Source organism: Acidovorax sp. 22279, from assembly GCF_052045435.1.
GTDB lineage: Bacteria > Pseudomonadota > Gammaproteobacteria > Burkholderiales > Burkholderiaceae_C > Acidovorax > Acidovorax delafieldii.
The window spans coordinates 95,453-116,814 of the sequence record NZ_JBQEOV010000007.1 but is presented as its reverse complement, the minus strand read 5'-3'; the positions used below and the strand labels follow the sequence as shown (position 1 = coordinate 116,814).

Sequence of the window (21,362 nt, the reverse complement as noted above, 5' to 3'; positions counted from 1 at the left end):
GGGCGTACCAGACGTGCAGTTTTCGTATGTCTTGGAAGGACGGCGGTACACGGGCACGAAGCTCTTTTGTGAATCGCCTGCCAACGCGTCCTACGAGCATGGCCGCATGCGCGAGTTTGTGAAGCAAGCGCCGGGCAGCTCCGACATCGTTGCCTGGGTGCCGAGCGGTGATGCCGGGGCGGGCTGTATTTCATTGAGCCCTGTGTTCGGATACAGCCGGGTCCATGAGGCCGCCCCCCTGTGCCGGCGGTAGCGGGCTGCGTTGAGGGCAAGCACTGAGGCCACAAGGGGTCGCAGCCCTGCGTCGATAGCGTTGGCTGCTTTCCTGGGGGCTGTTGGATGCTATTGAATGAATAGCAATGTGGGCAATAAAGATAAGCGCTAAGGTTTGTTTTTGTCGGAGGTGCTGGTGTTCAAGGGGGCGTCCCCGCCAGGGCCATCCTCCGTTGCGCCGTAGCCCGGGTATGCACCAGCGGCCGCACCCAGCGCCGCACTCTCCTGACGCTCCCGCGCCATCTGCTCCGCAAACTGGTTGCGGCCTTCGCGCGCCACGGCGATGAACTTGGCGCGGTCCTTGTGGTGCGGGTACATGCGGTCGGCCAGGGCGATGTTGTGGGTGCGAAAACGCTGGGTGATGGCGGTGGCTTGCGCGGGTGGCAGGCCCATCAGCTCCAGCACGGTGTGGGCGCTTTGCAGGCTGGACTCGAACAGCTCGCGCTGCACCAGCGTCACGCCCAGGTCGCGCAGCTTGTTCCAGTGCGTCACATCGCGCGCGCGGGCCACGACCTGCAGGTGCGGGAAGTGTTCGCGCGCCAGCTTGGCGATCTGCAGGGACTGCTCGGCATCGTCCACGGCCACCACCAGGATGCGCGCGTGTTCGGCCCCGGCGATGCGCAGCAGGTCGAGCCGCGTGGCGTCGCCATAGAACACGCGGTAGCCGAAGGTGCGCGCCACCTCCAGCATGTCCACGCTGTGGTCCAGCACGGTGGTGGGGATGCCCTGGGCCAGCAACACGCGCGAGACGATCTGCCCGTAGCGGCCGAAGCCCGCGATGATGATGGGCGCCTCTTGGGGCTCGGAGATTTCCTCGGCCTGGGGCGTGGCGGTCTTGAGCTGGGCATAGCGGCGCAGCAGCACCCGGTCCAGCAGCACCAGCAACAGCGGGCTGATCAGCATCGACAGCGCCACGGCCCCAATCAGCAGCGAGGCAGTCTCGGCCGGGAACACGTTGGCGCCGGCCGCGGCCTGGAACACCACAAACGCAAACTCGCCACCCTGGGCCAGCAGCAGGGTGAAGACAGGGCGCTCCTGGTAGGGAATCTCGACCACCTTGGCCAGGGCGTAGATGACCACGGCCTTGGCGGCCAGAAAGCCGACCAGGATGGCGGCCATGAGCCCGGGCGAGCGCAGGATCACGCCGAAGTCGATGCTCATGCCCACGGCGATGAAGAACAGCCCGAGCAGCAGGCCCTTGAAGGGCTCGATGTCGGCCTCTAGCTCGCGGCGGTATTCGCTGTCGGCCAGCAGCACGCCGGCGAGGAAGGCGCCCAGCGCCATCGACAGGCCCACCAGCACCATCAGGTACGCAATGCCCACCACCAGCAGTAGCGCGGCGGCAGTGAAGATCTCGGGGGTGTTGCTCTTGGCGATCCAGCGCAGCACGGGGCGCAGCAGCAGGCGCCCGCCGAGGATGATGGCGGCGATCACGCCGACGATCTTCAGCACCTCCAGCACCATCTCGCCCGGGGTGTGGCCTGCGCCTTCACCGGCGGCCGCGCCCAGCACGGGCAGCAAGGCCAGGATGGGGATGGCAGCCACGTCCTGGAACAGCAGGATCGAGAAGCCGGCCTGGCCGCTTTGTGTGCGCATCAGGTTGCGCTCGGCCAGCGATTGCAGCGCAATGGCGGTAGACGACAGCGCCAGGCCCAGCGCGCCCACCAGGCTCACGCGCCAGGGCAGGCCGGCCAGCGCACCCAGCGCGAACAGCACCGCCGCGCAGCCCAGCACCTGGGCGGTGCCAGTGCCAAAAATGGGGCGACGCAGCGCCCACAGGCGGCTGGGTTGCAGCTCCAGCCCAACCAGGAACAGCATGAGCACCACGCCGAACTCGGCAAAGTGCAGGATGTCCTGCACGTTGCTCACCAGCCCCAGGCCCCAGGGCCCGATGGCGATGCCCGCTGCCAGGTAGCCAATGATGGCGCCGAGGCCCAGCGCCTTGGCAATGGGCACGGCCAGCACGGCGGCGGTGAGGTACAGGAAACCGTAGGTGAGCCAGGTGGGGGCGTGTTCCATGGATGGGCGTGCGCTTGGGGGTCGTCGTGGGGAGGCAGAACACCGCGCCCCCGGGGAGCGGGGCGGGTGTGACAGATTCTGGCACCGCTGCAAGGCGTTGGGTTGGGTGCCGTGGGTTGGATCTATGGTGCTATTTATTTGATAGCTGTTAAGGCATGATTATCTAGCGCCTGAGCCTGTTTTTATGCCGATCATGGTGCATGGAGCCCCGCGTTGCTAAGATGCGGGCCCTTCTTCGCACACAGGCACGGTGACCCATGGATTTGCAGACTTGGCTGGCTTTTTTTGCGGCGTCTTGCCTGATTGCGGTGTCGCCGGGCTCGGGGGCTGTGTTGTCGATGAGCCATGGTCTGTCGTTCGGTGTGCGCAAGACGGGCGCCACCATCCTGGGCCTGCAGCTGGGGCTGTTGCTGATTTTGCTGATTGCCGGTGCGGGCGTGGGCTCGCTGCTGCTGGCGTCCGAGGTGGCGTTCAGCATCGTCAAGGTGCTGGGCGCGTGTTATCTGATCTATGTGGGCTTCTGCCAGTGGCGTGCTGGTGATAAATCGCCGGTACAAGGTGATGAGACCGAGTCGGCGGGCACCTGGCAAAAACGCTGCCTGACCGGCTTTCTGACCAACGCCACCAACCCCAAGGGCATCATCTTCATGGTGGCCGTGCTGCCCCAGTTCATGACCGACACGCGCCCGCTGTGGACACAGCTGCTGGTGATGGCCGCCACCACGGTGACGGTGGACGTGGTGGTCATGCACGGCTACGCTGCGGGGGCGAGCGCGCTGCGCCGCCTGATGCGCAGTGCGCGGGCCGTGCGGGCGCAGAACCGCGTGTTTGGCGGTTTGCTGATGGCGGTGGGGGCGGGGCTGTTCTTCGTCAAGCGCGGCGGTCAGCACGCCTGAGGCGGCTGTGGCACCGCTGGGGGTGTCAGAGGGTGCTTCTGATCTGATAGCTGCTAGCGCATATGAATATTGCGCTTGAGGCTGATTTGGCTTGTATTTTCATGGACCTGCAGATTCCAAGGAGCTTGTCATGCCAGTAGTTGTTGTCGCCAACCCGAAGGGCGGAGTGGGCAAGTCCACGCTGTCCACCAACATCGCGGGCTACTTTGCCAGCCAGGGGCATCCCGTGATTCTGGGCGACACCGACCGGCAGGAGTCCGCCCGACTGTGGCTGGGCCTGCGCCCGCCCGCTGCGCGCCCCATCGGCAGCTGGGACACCAGCTCGGACGTCATCAGCCGCCCGCCCAAGGGCACCACCCACGCGGTACTCGACACGCCCGCCGGCCTGCACGGCTGGCGCCTGAACGATGTGCTCAAGCTGGCTGACAAGGTCATCGTGCCGCTGCAGCCCAGCGTGTTCGACATCTTTGCCACGCGGGCCTTTCTGGACCAGCTGGCCGAGCACCGCCACGCCGCCGGGGTGCCCGTGGGCATCGTCGGCATGCGGGTGGATGCGCGCACCAAGGCGGCCGAGCAACTGCATCATTTTGTGGACAGCCTGGGGTTTCCGGTGCTGGGCTATCTGCGTGACACGCAGAACTACATCCACCTGGCAGCACACGGCCTCACGCTGTTTGACGTGGCCCCTGGCCGCGTGGCACGCGACCTGGAGCAGTGGCAAGGGATCTGCACGTGGCTCAATTCTTGAAGGACAGCGTGAAGCACGACGTACATCCAATCCCTCGGGAAAACACCTGTCACCCGGCAGACAAGGCGCGCCGGAGCGCAGGGCTACATTGCAACGATGAAAATCTTCCGCTCTTATTCCGAAGTCAGCGCCTGCGTGGGCCAGGAGGTCGCCGTGACCGACTGGATCACCATCACGCAGGAACAGGTCAACCTGTTTGCCCAGGCCACGGGCGACCACCAGTGGATCCATGTCGACCCCGAGCGTGCCAAGGCCGGGCCGTTTGGCGCGCCCATTGCGCATGGGTTTCTCACGCTGTCGCTGATTCCGCAGTTCTTCGAGACGGGCCTGACCATCGAGGGTGCGCGCATGGGCGTCAACTACGGGCTGAACAAGGTCCGCTTTACGGCGCCGGTGCCGGTGGGCAGCCGCTTGCGGGCGCGCCTCACGCTGCAGGCTGCCGAGCCCGTGGCGCCCGATGGCATGCAGATGACCTGGCTGGTGACCGTGGAGCGCGAGGGCAGCGACAAGCCGGTGTGCGTGGCCGAATCGCTCGCACGCAACTTCGGCGCCCCGGCCTGAGCCGGTTCGCCACCGGGCAGGAGGTCTGAACCATGGACCGCCTGCAAGCCATGAAAATTTTCGAGCGCGTGGTGGAAGAGGGCGGCTTTGCCGCCGCCGCCCGCGCCATGGACATGTCGCCCCCCGTGGTCACCCGCATGGTGGCCGAGCTGGAGCAGCACCTGGGCACGCGCCTGCTGCAACGCACCACCCGCAAGCTGGCGCTGACCGACGCGGGAGAGTCGTACCTGCAGCGGGTGCGCGCCATCCTGCACGAGATCGATGATGCCGAGGCCGCTGCCGCTGCCAGCACGCGCGATCTGCGCGGCACCATCCGCATCGTGGCGGCACCAGTGCTCGCCACCAACTTTCTGGCACCCATGGTGGCGGTGTGGCATGCCTACTACCCCAAGCTCATGCTGGACATCAGCATGGACGCCTATGCCTCCAGCCGTGTGGATGAGTTCGATGTGACCATCATGGTGGCGGGCGAGGACTTTGACGCCAACATCGTCGCGCGCCCCCTGGTGCAGGGGGAGGCGATTGTGGTGGCGTCCCCCGACTACCTGGAGCGCCGGGGCATTCCGCGTGAGCCGCAAGACCTGGTGCACCACGACTATCTGCGCGACTCGAGCGCGCCTGTGCGCCTGCAGTCAGGGCCCGGCCGCAAGCTGCGCCTGCAGTCGCTGCGGGCAGACGTGCCGGATGAAGAAGTGGACGCACCGGCGGTGTTGCAGTCCGTCAGCACCGAGCTGCTGATGCGTGCCGCTGTGGACGGGGCGGGCGTGGCTGTCACGTCGCGCCTGCTGGCCGAGGAGCACCTGGCCCGCGGCGAACTGGTGCACATCCTGCCCGGCTGGATCTTTTCGCGCTACACGATTTATGCGGCGCTGCCCTCGGGCCGCATGCTGCCCGCGCGCACGCGGGTGTTTCTGGACTTCCTGACCGAACACGTGCCCCGCGCCATGGCGGAAAAGTCCGGCCGGCTCAGTTGAGCTGTGCGAACCCGCTGATGATCGTGCCCTCGGGCTCGACCATGACCTGCCCGTCGGGCATGGCAAAGCTGTTCTGGCGCCAGGCCTCGAACACGGTCACCGCCACCGCGTTGGACAAATTGAGGCTGCGCTGACCCGGCACCATGGGCAGGCGCAGGCGCTGCGCCGGGGGGAAGCTTTCGCGCAACTCGGGGGGGAGTCCCCGCGTTTCAGCGCCAAACACCATCCAGTCGCCGGGCAGGAAGCACGTGGAGTGCACGGGTTGTGAGCCGTGCGTGGTCATCGCAAACATGCGGGTCGGGTCCGGCTGGGTGTCTCGCAGAAAAGCTGTCCAGCCCGCATGGACCTGCACGCTGGCGTATTCGTGGTAATCCAGCCCTGCCCGCCGCATCTGGCGGTCTTCCATCGAGAACCCCAGGGGCTCGATCAAGTGCAGCGAACACCCGGTGTTGGCCGCCAGGCGAATCACGTTACCGGTGTTGGGCGGGATCTCGGGTTCGACGAGGACGATATGGAACATGACCGCCATTGTCATCGTTGGACCTGTGAGTTGAGCAACCGCTCGTAATCAAAAGTATCCCTTTGGTAGGTGTGCACTACCTCCTCGGTTCCTGTTCGCTACCTGTCTGGTGCTTTTCAGTCCAGCTCCGTGCGCGCCAGCACAGCGGCTGTGACGTGCGCGACACCCGCCTCGCGCAGTGCCAACGTAGCAGCATGCAGGGTGGCGCCCGTGGTCATCACGTCGTCGATCAGTACCACCCGCTGGCCGCGCAGGCTGGCTGCTTGGGCGGGTTCAATGGCGAAGGCGCCACGCAGGTTGCGCAGCCGCTGCGCCCGGGGTAGGCCGCTTTGTGCCTCGGTGGCGTGCAGGCGCAACAGCGTGTGGCAGTCTGCCTTGGCACCAGCCAGCTGCCTCGCCAGCAGGGCCGCCTGGTTGAAGCCCCGCTCGCGCAGGCGCTCGCTGGACAGGGGCACCGCCAGTACCCGGTCGGCCGCATCCAGTGCCGGCTCCATCCAGGGCGTGCTGCGCATGAGGGTGGCTAAGGCCCTGGCCCACCCTGGATCGCCGCGAAACTTGAACTGCGCCAGGGCGTCGGCCCAGGGGTAGGCGTAGTCCACCGCGGCAATGCAGGCGTCGAAGCTGGGCGGGTTCTGCAGGCAGGCGCCGCAAACGTCAACCCCTGTGGGCACCCGAAGTGCACATCGCCGGCAACGCGTGGCGGGCTGGGCGAACCGCATCACGCAGGCGTTGCAGACACGCTGCGATGGCCATGCGTGGCACACGGCGCACTGGCTGGGCACTTTGTCCACCCAGGCGTGGAGGCGGCGTGAAATCCCTGGCAAACCCAAAAAGAGCATGAATCAATATACTCGCGCGTCCTTCTGCACCGCCCATGTCCTCCGAGCGTCCCCCCACCATTGATCCTGTTGCCGCCGCCCGCTGGCATGCCGCAGCCCCGGCTGCGTCCCCCTGGCTGCACGAAGAAGTGGCACGCCGCATGGAGGACCGACTGCAGTGGATTCGCCAGGCCCCAGAGTCCTGGTGCCACTGGGACCCAGTGCGTGGCGGTCTGCAGGCGCATGCCCTGGTGAGTGCTCGCTACCCGCAGGCGCGCTGCCAGGTGTACGAGACCAGCGCGCATTGCGAACCCGTTGCGCGGCAGGCATTGGCCAAGCCCTGGTGGAACCCCGCCCGCTGGGGTGCTGGGGCCCTGCAAATGGGGCCGCCTGCCGATGCCAGTGTGAAGATGTTGTGGTCTAACATGGCGCTGCACATGGCGGCCGACCCGCAAGACCTGATTGGCCGCTGGCACCGCGCCCTGGCGGTGGACGGTTATCTGATGTTCTCGTGTCTCGGACCGGACACGCTGCGCGAACTGCATGGCGCGTACGCCGCCTTGGGCTGGCCGCCTGCGGGCCATGCCTTTACCGACATGCACGACTGGGGCGACATGCTGGTGCACGCAGGTTTTGCAGAGCCGGTGATGGACATGGAGCGCATCGCGCTCACATTTGCCACTCCCGAGCGGCTGGTTCAGGAGCTGCGCGAGCTGGGTGTCAATTTGCACCCTGATCGCTTTCCCTCATTGCGCGGACGGCGCTGGCGCGACAAGCTCTACGAAGTGCTGTCTGAGCGTCTGGCCGATTCGGGCCAGGATGGTCAGTTGGCACTGACTTTTGAAATCATCTATGGCCATGCCTTCAAGCCTGCACCCCGGGTGCGCGTCAGTTCCAGCAGTGCGGTGTCGCTGCAGGACATGCGCGCCATGTTGCGCAAGGGCGGCACTGAGAACTAACCTGTAACGGCGTGTCAATGACTTGGAACAAGGCACGCTACAATTCTTGGCTATTGAGATTTCGGGCATCTTCCCGCGCAATTTGGCAGGCTGTGCCTGTTGTGCCCAAGGCGCAACGTGTGCTGCAGCCGGCAGTCTTGTGAGCACTCACGGTGACGGGCTTGGTTTTTCGTTTTGCCACGGTGTCGGGTCAGCGCATTGACTGGCGTCTGGTTCGCAATTGTTCGGTCACGCCGGCGCAATTGGGCTGGATGTACCTGTCGCTGTGTGTGGTGTCCCTGGGGATCGCGACATTCTTCTGGATGCTCGGCGCCCACCTGGTGATGCCCTTCGCCTGGCTCGAAATCGTGGCAGTAGGGATTGCATTCGCCATGTACGGTCGCCATGCGGCGGATGGCGAGAGGATTTCATTGCAGGGCTCGCGCCTTGTGGTGGAGCTGGAGACAGCAGGCAGGCTGGAGCGCGCGGAGTTTGACCGGAGCCGGGTTCGCGTAGAGCCCAAGACGGGAGACCATTCGCTGATCACGCTGTCTGCGCAGGGCCGTTCGGTGGAGGTGGGGCGCTATGTGCGCCCAGAGCTCCGACCGGCCTTGGCATCGGAGATCCGCATGGCCTTGCGCGCTGCCTGACCCCACGCAGGCGCGCGAAAGGGATTGGTTAAATTGAGGCTTAGAAGTAAGTGAGAACTATGAAGAGCATTTCCAACAAGCTGGCTTCTCTGCTGCTGATTGCCGGTGCATGGGTGGGCTCCGCAGCCCATGCCGTTCAGGACCTGCCTGGCGGCCCTGCAGTCAACCAGCTGAACCTGGCGCCGCCCGTCACCAAGATCGCAGAAGAGCAGCACTTTCTGCACTGGATGATGCTGATCATCTGCACGGTGATCTTTGTTGCAGTGTTCTCCGTGATGTTCTACTCGATCTGGAAGCATCGCCGCTCCAAAGGCGCGAAGGCTGCCAACTTCCACGAGTCGGTGACGGTTGAAGTGGTGTGGACCATTGTTCCGTTCATCATCGTGATCCTGATGGCCTTGCCCGCCACCAAAGTGCTGGTGGCCCAGAAGGACACCACCAACGCCGACCTCACGATCAAGACCACGGGCTACCAGTGGAAGTGGGGCTATGACTACATCACGGGCGAAGGCGAAGGCCTGGCGTTCATCTCCACGCTGGACAGCAGCCACCGCGTGATGTCCGACAGCGGCAACGTCAAGGACGCTCCCGCCAACTACCTGCTCAAGGTGGACAACCCCATGGTGGTGCCGGTCAACAAGAAGATCCGCATCATCACTACGGCCAACGACGTGATCCACGCCTTCATGGTGCCTGCCTTCGGCATCAAGCAGGACGCGATCCCCGGTTTCGTGCGTGACACCTGGTTCCGCGCCGAGAAGATCGGCGACTACTACGGCCAGTGCGCCGAGCTGTGCGGCAAGGAACACGCCTACATGCCCATCCACGTGAAGGTGGTGTCCGCCGAGGACTACACCGCCTGGGTGGCCGAACAAAAGAAGAAGGCCGCAGCCAAGCTGGACGACCCCACGAAGGTGTGGGCGCTGGACGACATTCTCAAGCGCGGCGAGAAAGTGTATGCGGCCAACTGCGCCGCCTGCCACCAGGCCAACGGCAAGGGCGCTGGCCCCATCAAGCCCCTCGACGGCGCCGCCGTGGTCCTGGATGCCGATCATGCAAAGCAGATCCAGGTGCTGCTCAAGGGGCAGAACAACGGCGCCATGCCTGCATGGGCACAGCTGAGCGACACCGACATCGCCGCCGTGGTCACCTATACCAAGAACAACTGGTCCAACAAGACCGGCCAGCTGGTGCAGCCAGCTGAAGTTGTGGCCCAGCGTGGCAAGTAATCATCGCCCCATCGTATTGAGGAATTCACCATGAGCGCAGTACTCGACAACCACGGGCACGCTGGCGACCACGCACACGACGGCCACGACCACCATGGCCCCACCGGCTGGCGCCGCTGGGTGTTTGCCACCAACCACAAAGACATCGGTACGCTGTACCTGCTGTTCTCCTTCACCATGCTGATGGTCGGCGGCATCCTGGCCCTGCTGATCCGCGCCGAGCTGTTCCAGCCCGGCCTGCAACTGGTGAACCCCGAGTTGTTCAACCAGCTCACCACCATGCACGGCCTCATCATGGTGTTCGGCGCGATCATGCCGGCCTTCGTGGGCTTTGCGAACTGGATGATCCCGCTGCAGATCGGCGCCTCCGATATGGCCTTTGCGCGCATGAACAACTTCAGCTTCTGGCTGATGATTCCTGCCGCGCTGATGCTGGTCAGCTCGTTCTTCATGCCCGGTGGCGCTCCCGCTGCGGGCTGGACACTGTACGCACCGCTGACGCTGCAGATGGGCCCTTCCATGGACGCTGGCATCTTCGCGATGCACATCCTGGGTGCCTCGTCCATCATGGGCTCGATCAACATCATCGTGACCATCCTGAACATGCGTGCCCCCGGCATGACGCTGATGAAGATGCCCATGTTCGCCTGGACCTGGCTCATCACCGCCTACCTGCTGATCGCTGTGATGCCTGTGCTGGCCGGTGCCATCACCATGACGCTGACGGACCGTCACTTCGGCACCAGCTTCTTCAACCCCGCCGGTGGCGGTGACCCGGTGATGTACCAGCACATCTTCTGGTTCTTCGGGCACCCCGAGGTGTACATCATGATCTTGCCGGCCTTCGGCATCATCAGTCAGATCGTGCCCGCGTTCAGCCGCAAGAAGCTGTTTGGCTATGCCTCCATGGTGTACGCCACCTCGTCCATCGCGATCCTGTCGTTCATCGTGTGGGCCCACCACATGTTCACGACCGGCATGCCCGTGACCGGCCAGCTGTTCTTCATGTACGCCACGATGCTGATCTCCGTGCCCACGGCCGTGAAGATCTTCAACTGGATCGCCACGATGTGGCGCGGCTCCATGACGTTTGAAACCCCCATGCTGTTTGCTGTGGGCTTCATCTTCGTGTTCACCATGGGCGGTTTCACCGGCCTGATCCTGGCCATGGCGCCCATCGACATCCAGCTGCAGGATACCTACTACGTGGTGGCCCACTTCCACTACGTGCTGGTGGCAGGTTCGTTGTTCTCCATGTTTGCTGGCGTGTACTACTGGTTGCCCAAGTGGACCGGCGTGATGTATTCCGAAACCCGCGGCCAGATCCATTTCTGGGGTTCGCTGATCACCTTCAACATCACCTTCTTCCCGATGCACTTCCTGGGCCTGGCTGGCATGCCCCGTCGTTATGCCGACTACCCCATGCAGTTTGCTGACTTCAACGCGATTGCCTCGGTGGGTGCGTTTGGCTTCGGTCTGATGCAGGTGTACTTCTTCCTAGCGGTCGTTGTGCCTGCCATGCGTGGCAACGGCGCCAAGGCCCCCGCCAAGCCATGGGACGGTGCCGAGGGCCTGGAGTGGGAAGTTCCTTCCCCCGCGCCTTTCCACACGTTTGAGAATCCTCCCAAACTGGACGCCACTGCAACCCGCGTGATTGGCTGAACACCATGTCCATGACCCCCGAGCAAAAAAAGAGCAACCTGCGGCTGGCGCTGATTCTGGCGTCCGTGGCGGTGGTGTTCTTTGTCGGGTTCATGGTCAAGGTGGTGTTGCTGTCCCGCTGAAGCCACTGGCCCACCCCATGAGCCTGCACCGCGAAAACGCCAAGATGGTCGGCAAGCTGGTCGTGATTGCGGCTGGCATGTTCGCCTTCGGCTACGTGCTGATCCCGATCTACAAGCACATCTGTGAGATGACGGGCATCAACATCCTGTCGCTGTCCGAGCGGCAGGTGCCTGGCAACGGTGTGGCTGGCAAGGATGTACGCGTACCCGCCAACACCCAGGTGGACAAGTCGCGCACCATCACCGTGGAGTTCGACGCGAACTCGCGCGGTCCCTGGGACTTCAAGCCAGCGCAGCGTTCTGTGCAGGTGCACCCTGGTGAACTGACGACGGTGATGTACGAGTTCCAGAACGTGCAGAACCGTCGCATGGCCGCTCAGGCCATTCCCAGTTACGCGCCCCGGCAGGCCGCTGCGCATTTCAACAAGCTGGAATGTTTTTGCTTCAACCAGTACACCCTGGAGCCGGGTGAAAAGAAAACCTGGCCCGTGGCGTTCGTGATTGATCCGAAATTGTCCAAAGACGTCACCACGATCACGCTGTCGTACACCTTCTTCGAGGTGGGCGGCAAGACACCGGCAGCTCCCGAATCGACGGCGGCGGTGGTGCTGCCCGCGCCCAGCTCTGTAGGCATGCAAGGAGCCGGGTCATGAGTGCGCCCCTGGAGCCATCGGCAGACGTCAAGCCCTCGCAACGCAAGGGCTCGTTGCTGCGCACAGTGCGTGCAGTGGCATGGTCGCTGATTGGCTTGCGCAAAGGCAGCGAGTACCAGCAAGATGTCGAAAAGCTCAATCCGATTCACATCATCGTGGTGGGATTGATCGCGGTTTTCTTGCTCGTCATTGGTCTGATCGGGCTAGTGAACTGGATTGTGTGAGTGTGTGTTGGCTGGTTCGTGCGAACAAATACTGAAAACAAAGATTTTGAGAATCAGGAGCTGAAATGAGTGCATCAACCCACGGCGGAACCCCGTACTACTATGTGCCCGCCGAGTCCCGCCACCCGGTGATGGCTGCGGCCGGTCTGTTCTTTGTGATCCTCGGCGCAGGCCAGTGGATCAATGGCCACGACTGGGGTAAATATTCTCTGGCCGTGGGGCTGGTGTGGTGGCTGTTCACGCTGTACCAGTGGTTCGGCGACGCGGTGCGTGAGAGCGAAGGTGGCCTGTATGGTCACAAGATCGATCTGTCGTACCGCTGGAGCATGAGCTGGTTCATCTTCTCCGAGGTGATGTTCTTCGGCGCGTTCTTCACAGCCCTGTGGTGGGCACGCTCGCACTCGGTGCCTGCATTGGGCAGCCTGGATAATGCGCTGCTCTGGCCCGATTTCAAGGCCGTCTGGCCCAGCCTCGCCGCTGGCGCCACCGCTTCGCCGGCCGGCATCATCGAGCCCTTCCAGACGGTGGGCCCCTTCTGGCTGCCCACGATCAACACAGCGCTGCTGCTGACCTCCGGCGTGACGCTGACCATTGCCCACCACGCCCTGCGTGAAAACCAGCGTGGCAAGACCATCGGCTTCATGTGGGCCACGGTGCTGCTGGGTTTCGTGTTCCTGCTGGTGCAAGGATACGAGTACTACCACCTGTACACCGACCTGAACCTCAAGCTCAGCTCGGGTGTGTTCGGCTCCACGTTCTTCATGCTTACCGGGTTCCACGGCTTCCACGTGTTCCTGGGCATGCTGATGCTGCTGGTGATTACGCTGCGCCTGCAAAAGGGCCACTTCACGGCCGACAAGCACTTTGGCTTTGAAGGGGCTGCCTGGTACTGGCACTTTGTGGACGTGGTGTGGCTGGGCCTGTACGTGCTGGTCTACTGGATGTAAGTCAGACCCGGACGCCATCAAAAAAAGCGCCTCGCGGCGCTTTTTTTGTTCCACCCTCTGCGTGCTGGCCAGTGGTGGACTGTGATGGGCCCAAGCCTCCCAGGCTGCGGACCAAGCCCTCAGGTCAACGGGTGGCGGGCAGGCCGGTGGGCTGGATATATCCCAGCTGCCAGGCCACCAGAATGCACAAAAACAGAACGATGGACAGCCCGACACGCACCGCCAGCGCTTTGGCCATGTGGTTGCCCTTGCTCTTGTCGTCGCGCCCATTGCGCATCATGAAGAACAGGGCCGATGCCAGGCTGGCCAAAATGGCGAGGAACGCCAGCACTACGAGGTATTTCATGGAGCGCATTATCCTGTGACCCCCCTTCGCCGTCCTGTGGACCTGCGTTTTTGGCTCATTACCCTGGCTGCCGTGGTGGGCATGCTGGTCACCGCCTCTTTGGGGCGCTGGCAATTGTCGCGAGCCGCCCAGAAAGAATCGCTGCAGGCGATGCTGGATGCGCGCGCCACCTTGCCGGCCATTGATGGACGCACGCTGACAGACCTGACTAACCAGACACCCGAGGCGCAACAGGCCCTCGTACACCGTGCTGTGGTGCTGCAGGGGCGCTGGTGGCCTGAGCACACGGTATATCTGGACAATCGGCAGATGCAGGGGCGCCCTGGGTTTTTTGTGCTCACGCCACTGCAGCTTTCTGGCGGGGGTGCTGGGGTGGTGCTGGTGCAGCGCGGATGGGTGGGGCGCAATTTTCAGGACCGCACCCAGCTGCCTTCCGTGACCACGCCGGCTGATACCGAGGTGCGCGTTCAAGGCCGCGTGGCCCTGGCGCCCTCGCGGCTGTATGAGTTCCAAGGGGGCAATAGCGCACAGGGGTCTTCCCGCATCCGGCAAAATCTCGACTTGGCAGCGTTCCGTACCGAAACCGGTCTGGCGCTCGCCCCCCTTACGGTGTTGCAGACAGGCCCGGCAGGCGACGCGGGTGATGGCCTGCAACGCGACTGGCCTGTGGTCGGCGCAGGCGTCGAAAAACACTACGGTTACGCATTTCAATGGTTCGGGCTCTGCGGCCTGATAGCACTCCTTTATGTCTGGTTCCAAATCGTCCGACGGTTCATTCGCCCGCGCAGCCAGCCTGCCGCCTGATTCACAGGCGGGTGCCCGCGCGGAGCACCCGCTGGGGCTGACCGTGCACACCTTGCCTGAGGCGGGGGACGCGGTCGCCACCGTGCAGCGTGCGCGCCATGGGCGCTGGAAGATGCTGGGCGTGCTGCTGATCTGCGCGGCGCCGGTGGTTGCCTCGTACTTCACTTACTACGTGATCCGCCCGGAGGGGCGGCGCAATTACGGCGAGTTGATCAATCCCCAGCGCACGGTGCCTGAGCTCACAGCCTCCACGCTCGATGGGGGACCTGCCCGGCTGGAGTCCCTCAAAGGCCAATGGTTGCTGGTGAGCGTGGCGGGGGGCGACTGTGATCCGGCCTGCCAGAAGCACCTGTACCTGCAGCGCCAGCTGCGCGAGAGCCTGGGCAAGGAAAAGGACCGTGTGGACTGGGTCTGGCTGATCAACGACAACGCTTTGCCTCCGGTCGCCCTCACGCCCGCCCTGCAACAGGCCACCGTGTTGCGGGTGGACCCGGGCGCGCTCAAGGCCTGGCTGGAGCCTGCCCCGGGCCAGCAGCTGGCGGACCACCTCTACGTGGTGGACCCGATGGGCAACTGGATGATGCGTTTTCCGGCCGCCATGGACACCGGTGGCGCCGCCAAGGCCAAGCGTGACCTGGAGCGTCTGCTGCGCGCTTCTTCTTCGTGGGACGAGCCGGGGCGGCCGGTCAAGCCATGACCGATACCCAACCGCTGTACGACCTGGCTCCAGCGCTCGAGCTGATGCTGCTCGGCCTGGTGATCGCCCTGGGGCCGCTGGTCTGGGTGTGGGCGCGTAACCGCCGCAGCTCTCCCATGCGGCGCCTGCAGGCGCTCACGGTGCTCACGCTGTTTCTCACGTTTGATCTGGTGCTGTTTGGCGCTTTCACGCGCCTGACCGACTCGGGCCTCGGTTGTCCCGACTGGCCCGGCTGCTATGGCAGTGCCAGCCCGGTGGGCGCCCGCGCTGAGATTTCAGCCGCCCAGCAGGCCATGCCCACCGGCCCGGTGACCCACGGCAAGGCCTGGATCGAGATGATCCACCGGTATCTCGCCACGGGGGTGGGGGTGCTGATCATTGTCATCACTGTCTCCTCGTGGGTGCAGCTGCGGCGCGCCCAGCGCGATGGCGGGCAGGCGCCTCCGCTCAGTCCCTGGTGGCCTACAGTGACCTTGTTGTGGGTGTGCCTGCAGGGTGCGTTTGGCGCGCTCACGGTGACCATGAAGCTCTTTCCCGCCATCGTCACCCTGCACCTGATCGGTGGCCTGGTGCTGCTGGCCCTGTTGTGTGTGCAGGCGGTACGACACACCCACAGTGCCCAGGGGCGCTCACCGGTGGCCCTGTCCCCCGCGCTGCGCTGGGGGCTGGCGGTGACCGCGCTGCTGCTGGCCCTGCAGGTGGTGCTGGGGGGCTGGGTCAGCACCAACTACGCGGTGCTGGCATGCACTACCTTCCCCACCTGCCAGGGCAGCTGGTGGCCCGCCATGGACTTTGCGCAAGGCTTCCAGATCTGGCGCAAGCTGGGCCTGTTGCAAGACGGCAGTCACATCAGCTTTGCAGCGCTCACCGCCATTCACTACGTGCACCGCCTGATGGCCTATGTGGTGCTGCTGGCGCTGGGCCTGGTGGCCTGGCGCTTTCACCGCAGTGGCGTGTTGCCCACGCAGGCGCGGTGGATCGGCGGGCTGGCCTTGCTGCAACTGGTGACGGGTTTGTCCAACGTGGTGCTGGACTGGCCCCTGGTGGCGGCGGTGCTGCATACCGGCGGTGCCGCAGCTTTGGTGGTGGTATTGACCTGGGCCCTGGTGTCCAGCCGCGCAGCGCCCGCGCCCCGAGAGTTTTCCGCGCCCACGGGCGCATCGAGAGTATCTGCATGAGTGTTGCCCCCTCCGCCGTTGCTGCGCCGCCCTCGCGGTTCCAGCAGTTTTATGCGCTGACCAAGCCCCGCGTGGTACAGCTCATCGTCTTTTGTGCACTGATCGGCATGGTGCTGGCCGTGCCCGGCCTGCCCAACGCTGCACAACTGGGCCACATGGCGCTGGCCTGCCTGGGCGTGTGGCTGGTGGCGGGTGCTGCAGCCGCGTTCAATTGCATCGTCGAGCAAGGCATTGACGCCAAGATGAAGCGTACCGCCTGGCGGCCCACGGCCAAGGGCGAGCTGTCCAACGCGCAGACCCTGCTGTTCTCGGCTGTACTCTGTGCCGCAGGCTCCGTGCTGCTGTACGTCTGGATCAACCCGCTGACCATGTGGCTCACCTTTGCCACCTTTGTGGGTTACGCGGTGGTCTACACCGTGATCCTCAAGCCCTTGACGCCCCAGAACATCGTCATTGGCGGCGCCTCGGGGGCCATGCCGCCGGTGCTGGGTTGGGCGGCCATGACCAACGATGTGGGGCCCGAGGCACTTATCCTCTTCCTCATCATCTTTTTGTGGACGCCACCGCATTTCTGGGCGTTGGCCCTGTACCGGGTGGAGGACTACCGCAAGTCTGGCCTGCCCATGCTGCCGGTCACGCACGGCAACGAGTTCACGCGGTTGCAAGTTTTCTTGTACACGCTGATCCTGCTGGCCGGGTGCATGATGCCCTTCATCTACGGCATGAGTTCCTGGATCTATCTGATTGCCGCCGTGCTCCTCAGTCTGGGTTTCTGCGGGTACGCGTTCGCGCTGTGGCGCAATTATTCGGACGCTCTGGCCCGCAAGACCTTCCGCTTCTCCCTTATCCACCTGAGCGTGCTGTTTGCTGCACTGCTGGTGGACCACTATGTGCTGTGATGATCTCCATGCAGAAACGAAACGCTCTTCAATTGATAGCGGCTGGTGCAATATCCATATGCGCTACAGGCCTCCTGGGTGCATGTTCCGAGAAAAAGGCCGAATTCCGGGGCGTGGACGTCACCGGCGCTGAGTACGCCCGCGACATTCCGCTGACCGACCACAATGGCCAGCCACGCCACATCAAGGACTTTGCCGGCAAGGTGGTGGTGGTGTTCTTCGGCTACACCCAGTGCCCCGACGTGTGTCCCACGTCGATGCAGGAGCTGGCCGAGGTCAAGCAGATGCTGGGCAAGGACGCAGGCCGTCTGCAGGGCATTTTTGTGACGGTGGACCCGGAGCGCGACACGCCCGAAGTGCTCAAGGCCTACATGGCCAATTTCGACCCGAGCTTCTTGGCGCTGCATGGCACACCCGAGCAGCTGGCCGCCGTCGCCAAGGACTTCAAGATCTATTACAAGAAAGTCGATGGCAAGACGCCCACCAGCTACACCATGGACCACTCTGCAGGTAGCTACGTGTACGACCCCGCAGGGCGCCTGCGGGTCTACAACCGCTATGGCAGCGGCGCACAGGCCCTGGCGGCCGATGTGAAGGTGTTGTTGGCCGAGGCCGGGGGCTGAGCCCCCCCAGCCCCTGAGTGACCCGGGGCCTGTGCCAGGTCGCCGTTATGCGAGGCACTGTGCAGCCCCGCATGAGTTGATGCTCTTGGGCCTTATTCGGCCTTGATGCCCCGCATCGCAATCACGCCGCCCAGCAGATTGGTGTCGGCCTTGATGCGGTTGGCCAGGCCTTCGGGCGACGAACCCACGGTCTGCCACCCTTGCTGAAATAGCTTGCTGCGCACGTCTTCGCTGCGGGCGATCTCGCTGATCAGCGCGGCCAGCTTGGCCTGGATGGGCTTGGGCATGGTGGAAGGCGCTGCGAAGGCGTTCCAGATCTCCAGGTTAAAGTTGCTGATGCCTGCCTCGGCCAGGCTCGGCACCTCGGGTGCCAGCGGGCTGCGCCCGGAGGAGGTCACGCCGATTGCGCGCAGCTTGCCCGCACGCACCTGGGCTTGCGCCAGCGCCGGGGGCAGCAGCGCCATCTGCAGCTGGCCGCCCAGCATCGCGTTGGCCACCTGCGGATAGCCAGGGTAGGGCACATGCACGGGGTTGATGTTGCTGCGCGCCTTGAGCAGCTCGGTGCCGATGTGGCCCACCGTGCCCACGCCCGGCGTGCCGTAGCTCCACTTGTCACCACCATTGCGTGCTGCCACGAAGAAGTCGCGGGCACTGCTGTTGGCGGCCACGCCGGGCTGGTTGACGGGTGCAGTCAGAATCAGCGGTGAGGTGCCGATCAGGCTCAGCGGTGCCAGGTCCTTGATCGGGTCATACGGAACCGCCGGGTTCAGCAGCTTGGCAATCGTCATGTTGCCGTTGATCATCAGCCCGATGGTGTGATCGTCACGGGCCTTGGCCACTGCGTCGGCGCCAATGTTGCCGCCTGCGCCCACCTTGTTGTCCACAATCACGGGCTGGCCCAGGGCCTTGGACAGAGGTTCCGAGAACGTGCGTGCCGTCAGGTCTGGCGACGATCCCGCTGGAAAGCCCACGATGATCTTCAGCGGCTTGGTGGGCCAGGCCAGCGGCGCGGGCGCAGTGGCAGCAGCCTTGCCGGCGCTTTGCGCCAGGGCCCAGGGGGATGCGGCGGCCAGCGCGATCAACAGCGAAGCACGGCGGGAAACACGGCCAGGAAAGGCGGGACGTGAGGGCATGGGGTGCAATCTCCTTGAAGAATATTCGGGGGCCTAAACGACGCGGGGCCCCAGAACTGGGGCCCCGCGAGGCAACTTCTGCAGCCGGGGATATTAACCCCGCTGCCCGGACCGGTCAGGCGTATTCGGCCAGGGCCTTTTTCATCTTCTTCATGGCAGCCACTTCGATCTGGCGAATGCGCTCGGCGCTCACGCCGTACACCGCCGCCAGGTCGTGCAGCGTCATGCCGCCGCTGCCGTCGTCATTGACTTTGAGCCAGCGCTCTTCCACGATGCGGCGGCTGCGGTCGTCCAGGCTGGCCAGTGCGTTGGCAATGCCGTCGGTAGCCAGGGCGTCGCGTTGGCGCGACTCGATCATGGCCGTGGGTTCGTGCGATGCATCGGCCAGGTAGGCAATGGGGCCAAACGCCTGCTCGCCATCGTCGGCGGGGGCCGGGTCCAGCAATACGTCGCCACCCGCCATGCGGGTTTCCATTTCGATGACTTCTTCGCGCTTCACATTGAGCTGCGCGGCCACGGCGTCGATCTCATGGTCCGACAGGGTGTCGCGGTGCGTGGCGGCATCGGCGGCTGAGGCATCGGCCTTGAAGCCCTGCTTCATGGAGCGCAGGTTGAAGAACAGCTTGCGCTGCGCTTTGGTGGTCGCCACCTTGACCATGCGCCAGTTCTTCAGGATGTATTCGTGGATCTCGGCCTTGATCCAGTGCATGGCGTAGCTCACCAGGCGTACGCCCTGGTCGGGGTCGAAGCGCTTGACGGCCTTCATCAGGCCCACATTGCCTTCCTGGATCAGGTCGCCATGGGGCAGTCCGTAGCCCAGGTACTGGCGTGCAATCGAAACCACGAGGCGCAGGTGCGACATCACCAGCCGGCCGGCGGCGTCCAGATCGTTGTTGTCCTTGAGCTGGCGTGCGTAGGTCTGCTCTTCTTCGTGCGTGAGCAGCGGCAGGCGGTTGACGGCCGAAATGTAGGCGTCCAGATTGCCCAAGGGGGGCACCAGCGCCCAGGGATTGGCGGGCGCCAGAGACATCGTCGCGGTTCCAGATTGAATGTTCATTCCGGGAATCCTTTCCTCTAAGCCATGATATTAGCACTCTCTCTGATTGAGTGCTAAGCCCGGAGTTCCCGTCGGGTTGCTCATTGATACCGTTGGACTTTTTTTAAGTTAAATTGCCATCAAGCGCCAGTGTTTCATGCCTGTGAAGCTATAAAAATTATAGTAACGGGCTGGCGCTGCAATACCGTCAGACGGTCAGATCCACCTGCTGCACTGTGCCCACGCTGCCGTTTTCTCGCAGGTAGACGCTGGTGGAGCGCACGGTGCCCAGGCTGGCGTTGTCGGCGGTGCGCAGGGCAAAAGGGGTGGCGATGGCGTTGGTGGAGAGTGCGCCCACGCCCACGCCCACGTCGGCCAAGGTGCGCAGGCTGCCGGCGCCCTCGGCGCCATCCGCCGACGGGGTCCATACCTGCAGCTGCTGAAAGACCGGGTCCGCCTCGTCAATCCAGCCGTTGCCGTCGCTGTCATAGGCGGCCAGTTCGGCAAAGCCGTTGCCGGTGCCGGGGCCGAACAGCTCCCGGCCGTTGTCGATGCGGCTGTTGTGGTTCAGGTCCAGGGCCAGGTAGCCTCGGTTGCCTGAGAGCAGGGGCACGTTGTCGGTCTGGCCGTCGCTGTCCAGGTCGAACGCAAAGCGCAGGTCCTGCAACTGCGCGGCCGAGCCGTCGAAGTTGATGACCAGCGGGTCTACCGCCACAGCGTCGCCCAGGCGCAGGCTGAACGATGATTCCTGGCGGTAGCTGCGCTGCATATCCAGCTGCAGGCTGAAGCGGATTTCCTGCCCGTCGGCGGTGCGCACGGTGCCCTGGGCGGCGAACTGGGTGCTTTCGGTTTCTACGACCACTTCGCGCTGCTCCACCAGCAGGCCCCACCCGGCACGGGGACGGCCTGCATCGGCGGTCGGCGTCGTGTCGAGGCGGCTGGTGGGTGTGGCGGGTGGGGAGGGTGCGGGTTCCGTCTGGCCGGTGTACACCCGCACCTGCACGCCCGTCATGCGGGCAATCAGGTCGCGGATCATGGCCAGCTGGGGTGTCAGGCCGTCGCTGGGGCTGCTGCCGGGCGCGGCATCTGCAGCATTGGTGGGGTCGATGGCCTCCTGGGCGGCGCTGGCCACGCGTGCAGCGCTGGAAATTTGTACGGCCGGGCTTGCTCGGGTAAGGCCAGGGGCGCTGGTGGGGCGGCGCTCGCCGACCCAGGCTTCAAAGCGGCTGCTTTGGGTGTGCACGCGGCTGGCAACGTGCTGGGCCTGCATCTGCAGGGCGGACGATTCAATCTTCATGGGACACCTCCAGGGCTTCCACACAGAGATATCGACGCCACGGAAAGAGAACTTGAATGTTGCCTTGCCCTTTTTCTTGTTTCCTTTCACCGGGTACCCGATGGCTGGCGTGGTG

24 protein-coding genes are annotated in these 21,362 nt (G+C 64.3%); 17 read left to right on the top strand and 7 right to left on the bottom strand.

Features of this window, described 5'->3' with window-relative positions:
- Positions 1-381: 381 nt before the first annotated feature.
- Entirely contained in the window at positions 382-2,292 is a 1,911-nt protein-coding gene (kefC, locus tag ACTJKQ_RS11150) for a glutathione-regulated potassium-efflux system protein KefC (RefSeq protein WP_056746816.1), read from the bottom strand.
- Positions 2,293-2,549: 257 nt separating this feature from the next.
- Here kefC and ACTJKQ_RS11145 point away from each other — a divergent pair, with 257 nt between their 5' ends.
- The 4 genes from ACTJKQ_RS11145 (at position 2,550) to ACTJKQ_RS11130 (ending at position 5,471) form a co-directional block, all read left to right on the top strand.
- Positions 2,550-3,188: a LysE family translocator gene (locus ACTJKQ_RS11145; RefSeq protein ID WP_056066027.1), complete on the top strand. Its 639-nt coding sequence runs from the start codon at positions 2,550-2,552 to the stop codon at positions 3,186-3,188.
- Between the two features lie 130 nt (positions 3,189-3,318).
- A complete protein-coding gene (locus ACTJKQ_RS11140; protein ID WP_056066024.1) occupies positions 3,319-3,936 on the top strand; it encodes a ParA family protein in 618 nt (205 codons plus the stop codon).
- Between the two features lie 96 nt (positions 3,937-4,032).
- Positions 4,033-4,497: a MaoC family dehydratase gene (locus ACTJKQ_RS11135; protein ID WP_056066019.1), complete on the top strand. Its 465-nt coding sequence runs from the start codon at positions 4,033-4,035 to the stop codon at positions 4,495-4,497.
- A gap of 32 nt (positions 4,498-4,529) precedes the next feature.
- The gene (locus ACTJKQ_RS11130) at positions 4,530-5,471 is read left to right on the top strand and encodes a LysR family transcriptional regulator (protein WP_440596856.1); all 942 of its coding nucleotides are present in this window, start codon (positions 4,530-4,532) and stop codon (positions 5,469-5,471) included.
- Here the strand turns inward: ACTJKQ_RS11130 and ACTJKQ_RS11125 are convergent.
- Complete coding sequence (locus ACTJKQ_RS11125; protein WP_056066014.1) at positions 5,464-5,991, bottom strand: tRNA (cytidine(34)-2'-O)-methyltransferase; 528 nt, start codon at positions 5,989-5,991, stop codon at positions 5,464-5,466. The genes ACTJKQ_RS11130 and ACTJKQ_RS11125 overlap by 8 nt on opposite strands.
- A gap of 116 nt (positions 5,992-6,107) precedes the next feature.
- A complete protein-coding gene (locus tag ACTJKQ_RS11120) occupies positions 6,108-6,830 on the bottom strand; it encodes a ComF family protein (RefSeq protein ID WP_440596855.1) in 723 nt (240 codons plus the stop codon).
- Between the two features lie 35 nt (positions 6,831-6,865).
- Here ACTJKQ_RS11120 and ACTJKQ_RS11115 point away from each other — a divergent pair, with 35 nt between their 5' ends.
- The 8 genes from ACTJKQ_RS11115 to ACTJKQ_RS11080 all read left to right on the top strand — a co-directional run bounded on the left by ACTJKQ_RS11115 (position 6,866) and on the right by ACTJKQ_RS11080 (position 13,234).
- Positions 6,866-7,768, top strand: coding sequence for a methyltransferase domain-containing protein (locus ACTJKQ_RS11115; protein ID WP_440596854.1), 903 nt, complete (start codon positions 6,866-6,868; stop codon positions 7,766-7,768).
- Positions 7,769-7,920: 152 nt separating this feature from the next.
- The gene (locus ACTJKQ_RS11110) at positions 7,921-8,397 is read left to right on the top strand and encodes a DUF2244 domain-containing protein (protein ID WP_440596853.1); all 477 of its coding nucleotides are present in this window, start codon (positions 7,921-7,923) and stop codon (positions 8,395-8,397) included.
- Between the two features lie 59 nt (positions 8,398-8,456).
- A complete protein-coding gene (coxB, locus tag ACTJKQ_RS11105; protein WP_056746812.1) occupies positions 8,457-9,626 on the top strand; it encodes a cytochrome c oxidase subunit II in 1,170 nt (389 codons plus the stop codon).
- Between the two features lie 30 nt (positions 9,627-9,656).
- Positions 9,657-11,288 (top strand): cytochrome c oxidase subunit I, encoded by a 1,632-nt coding sequence (gene ctaD / locus ACTJKQ_RS11100; protein WP_056066001.1) that lies wholly within the window; start codon positions 9,657-9,659, stop codon positions 11,286-11,288.
- Between the two features lie 11 nt (positions 11,289-11,299).
- A complete protein-coding gene (locus ACTJKQ_RS11095; protein WP_225581085.1) occupies positions 11,300-11,410 on the top strand; it encodes a cytochrome oxidase small assembly protein in 111 nt (36 codons plus the stop codon).
- A gap of 17 nt (positions 11,411-11,427) precedes the next feature.
- Positions 11,428-12,063: a cytochrome c oxidase assembly protein gene (locus tag ACTJKQ_RS11090; protein WP_436074628.1), complete on the top strand. Its 636-nt coding sequence runs from the start codon at positions 11,428-11,430 to the stop codon at positions 12,061-12,063.
- Complete coding sequence (locus tag ACTJKQ_RS11085; RefSeq protein WP_056065993.1) at positions 12,060-12,287, top strand: DUF2970 domain-containing protein; 228 nt, start codon at positions 12,060-12,062, stop codon at positions 12,285-12,287. Before ACTJKQ_RS11090 ends, ACTJKQ_RS11085 begins: the two co-directional genes overlap by 4 nt.
- A gap of 65 nt (positions 12,288-12,352) precedes the next feature.
- Positions 12,353-13,234, top strand: a complete 882-nt coding sequence (locus ACTJKQ_RS11080; protein ID WP_056065990.1) for a cytochrome c oxidase subunit 3 — start codon at positions 12,353-12,355, stop codon at positions 13,232-13,234.
- A 124-nt stretch (positions 13,235-13,358) separates the two neighbouring features.
- Here ACTJKQ_RS11080 and ACTJKQ_RS11075 read toward each other — a convergent pair whose 3' ends face one another.
- On the bottom strand, positions 13,359-13,580 hold the full coding sequence (locus ACTJKQ_RS11075) for a twin transmembrane helix small protein (RefSeq protein ID WP_056065987.1): 222 nt from the start codon (positions 13,578-13,580) through the stop codon (positions 13,359-13,361).
- A gap of 15 nt (positions 13,581-13,595) precedes the next feature.
- Here ACTJKQ_RS11075 and ACTJKQ_RS11070 point away from each other — a divergent pair, with 15 nt between their 5' ends.
- From ACTJKQ_RS11070 to ACTJKQ_RS11050, 5 genes are read left to right on the top strand one after another with little or no spacing between them, the layout of a single operon-like run.
- Complete coding sequence (locus ACTJKQ_RS11070) at positions 13,596-14,384, top strand: SURF1 family protein (protein ID WP_440596852.1); 789 nt, start codon at positions 13,596-13,598, stop codon at positions 14,382-14,384.
- Entirely contained in the window at positions 14,326-15,081 is a 756-nt protein-coding gene (locus ACTJKQ_RS11065) for an SCO family protein (RefSeq protein ID WP_440596851.1), read from the top strand. Before ACTJKQ_RS11070 ends, ACTJKQ_RS11065 begins: the two co-directional genes overlap by 59 nt.
- Positions 15,078-16,259 (top strand): COX15/CtaA family protein, encoded by a 1,182-nt coding sequence (locus ACTJKQ_RS11060; protein ID WP_440596850.1) that lies wholly within the window; start codon positions 15,078-15,080, stop codon positions 16,257-16,259. The genes ACTJKQ_RS11065 and ACTJKQ_RS11060 overlap by 4 nt, the downstream gene beginning before the upstream one ends.
- Entirely contained in the window at positions 16,256-17,158 is a 903-nt protein-coding gene (gene cyoE / locus ACTJKQ_RS11055) for a heme o synthase (RefSeq protein ID WP_116747833.1), read from the top strand. Before ACTJKQ_RS11060 ends, cyoE begins: the two co-directional genes overlap by 4 nt.
- An 8-nt stretch (positions 17,159-17,166) precedes the next feature.
- Positions 17,167-17,781 carry an SCO family protein gene (locus ACTJKQ_RS11050; RefSeq protein ID WP_288851589.1) on the top strand — a complete coding sequence of 205 codons (615 nt, stop codon included), beginning with the start codon at positions 17,167-17,169 and terminating at the stop codon, positions 17,779-17,781.
- A 92-nt stretch (positions 17,782-17,873) separates the two neighbouring features.
- On the opposite strand, the gene ACTJKQ_RS11045 is transcribed toward ACTJKQ_RS11050, so the two are convergent.
- From ACTJKQ_RS11045 to ACTJKQ_RS11035, 3 genes are all read right to left on the bottom strand, one after another.
- Positions 17,874-18,914 (bottom strand): Bug family tripartite tricarboxylate transporter substrate binding protein, encoded by a 1,041-nt coding sequence (locus ACTJKQ_RS11045; RefSeq protein ID WP_108498682.1) that lies wholly within the window; start codon positions 18,912-18,914, stop codon positions 17,874-17,876.
- A 115-nt stretch (positions 18,915-19,029) separates the two neighbouring features.
- Positions 19,030-19,971, bottom strand: a complete 942-nt coding sequence (rpoH, locus tag ACTJKQ_RS11040; protein ID WP_056065967.1) for an RNA polymerase sigma factor RpoH — start codon at positions 19,969-19,971, stop codon at positions 19,030-19,032.
- Between the two features lie 187 nt (positions 19,972-20,158).
- Positions 20,159-21,247 (bottom strand): hypothetical protein, encoded by a 1,089-nt coding sequence (locus tag ACTJKQ_RS11035; protein WP_440596849.1) that lies wholly within the window; start codon positions 21,245-21,247, stop codon positions 20,159-20,161.
- Positions 21,248-21,362: the final 115 nt, after the last annotated feature.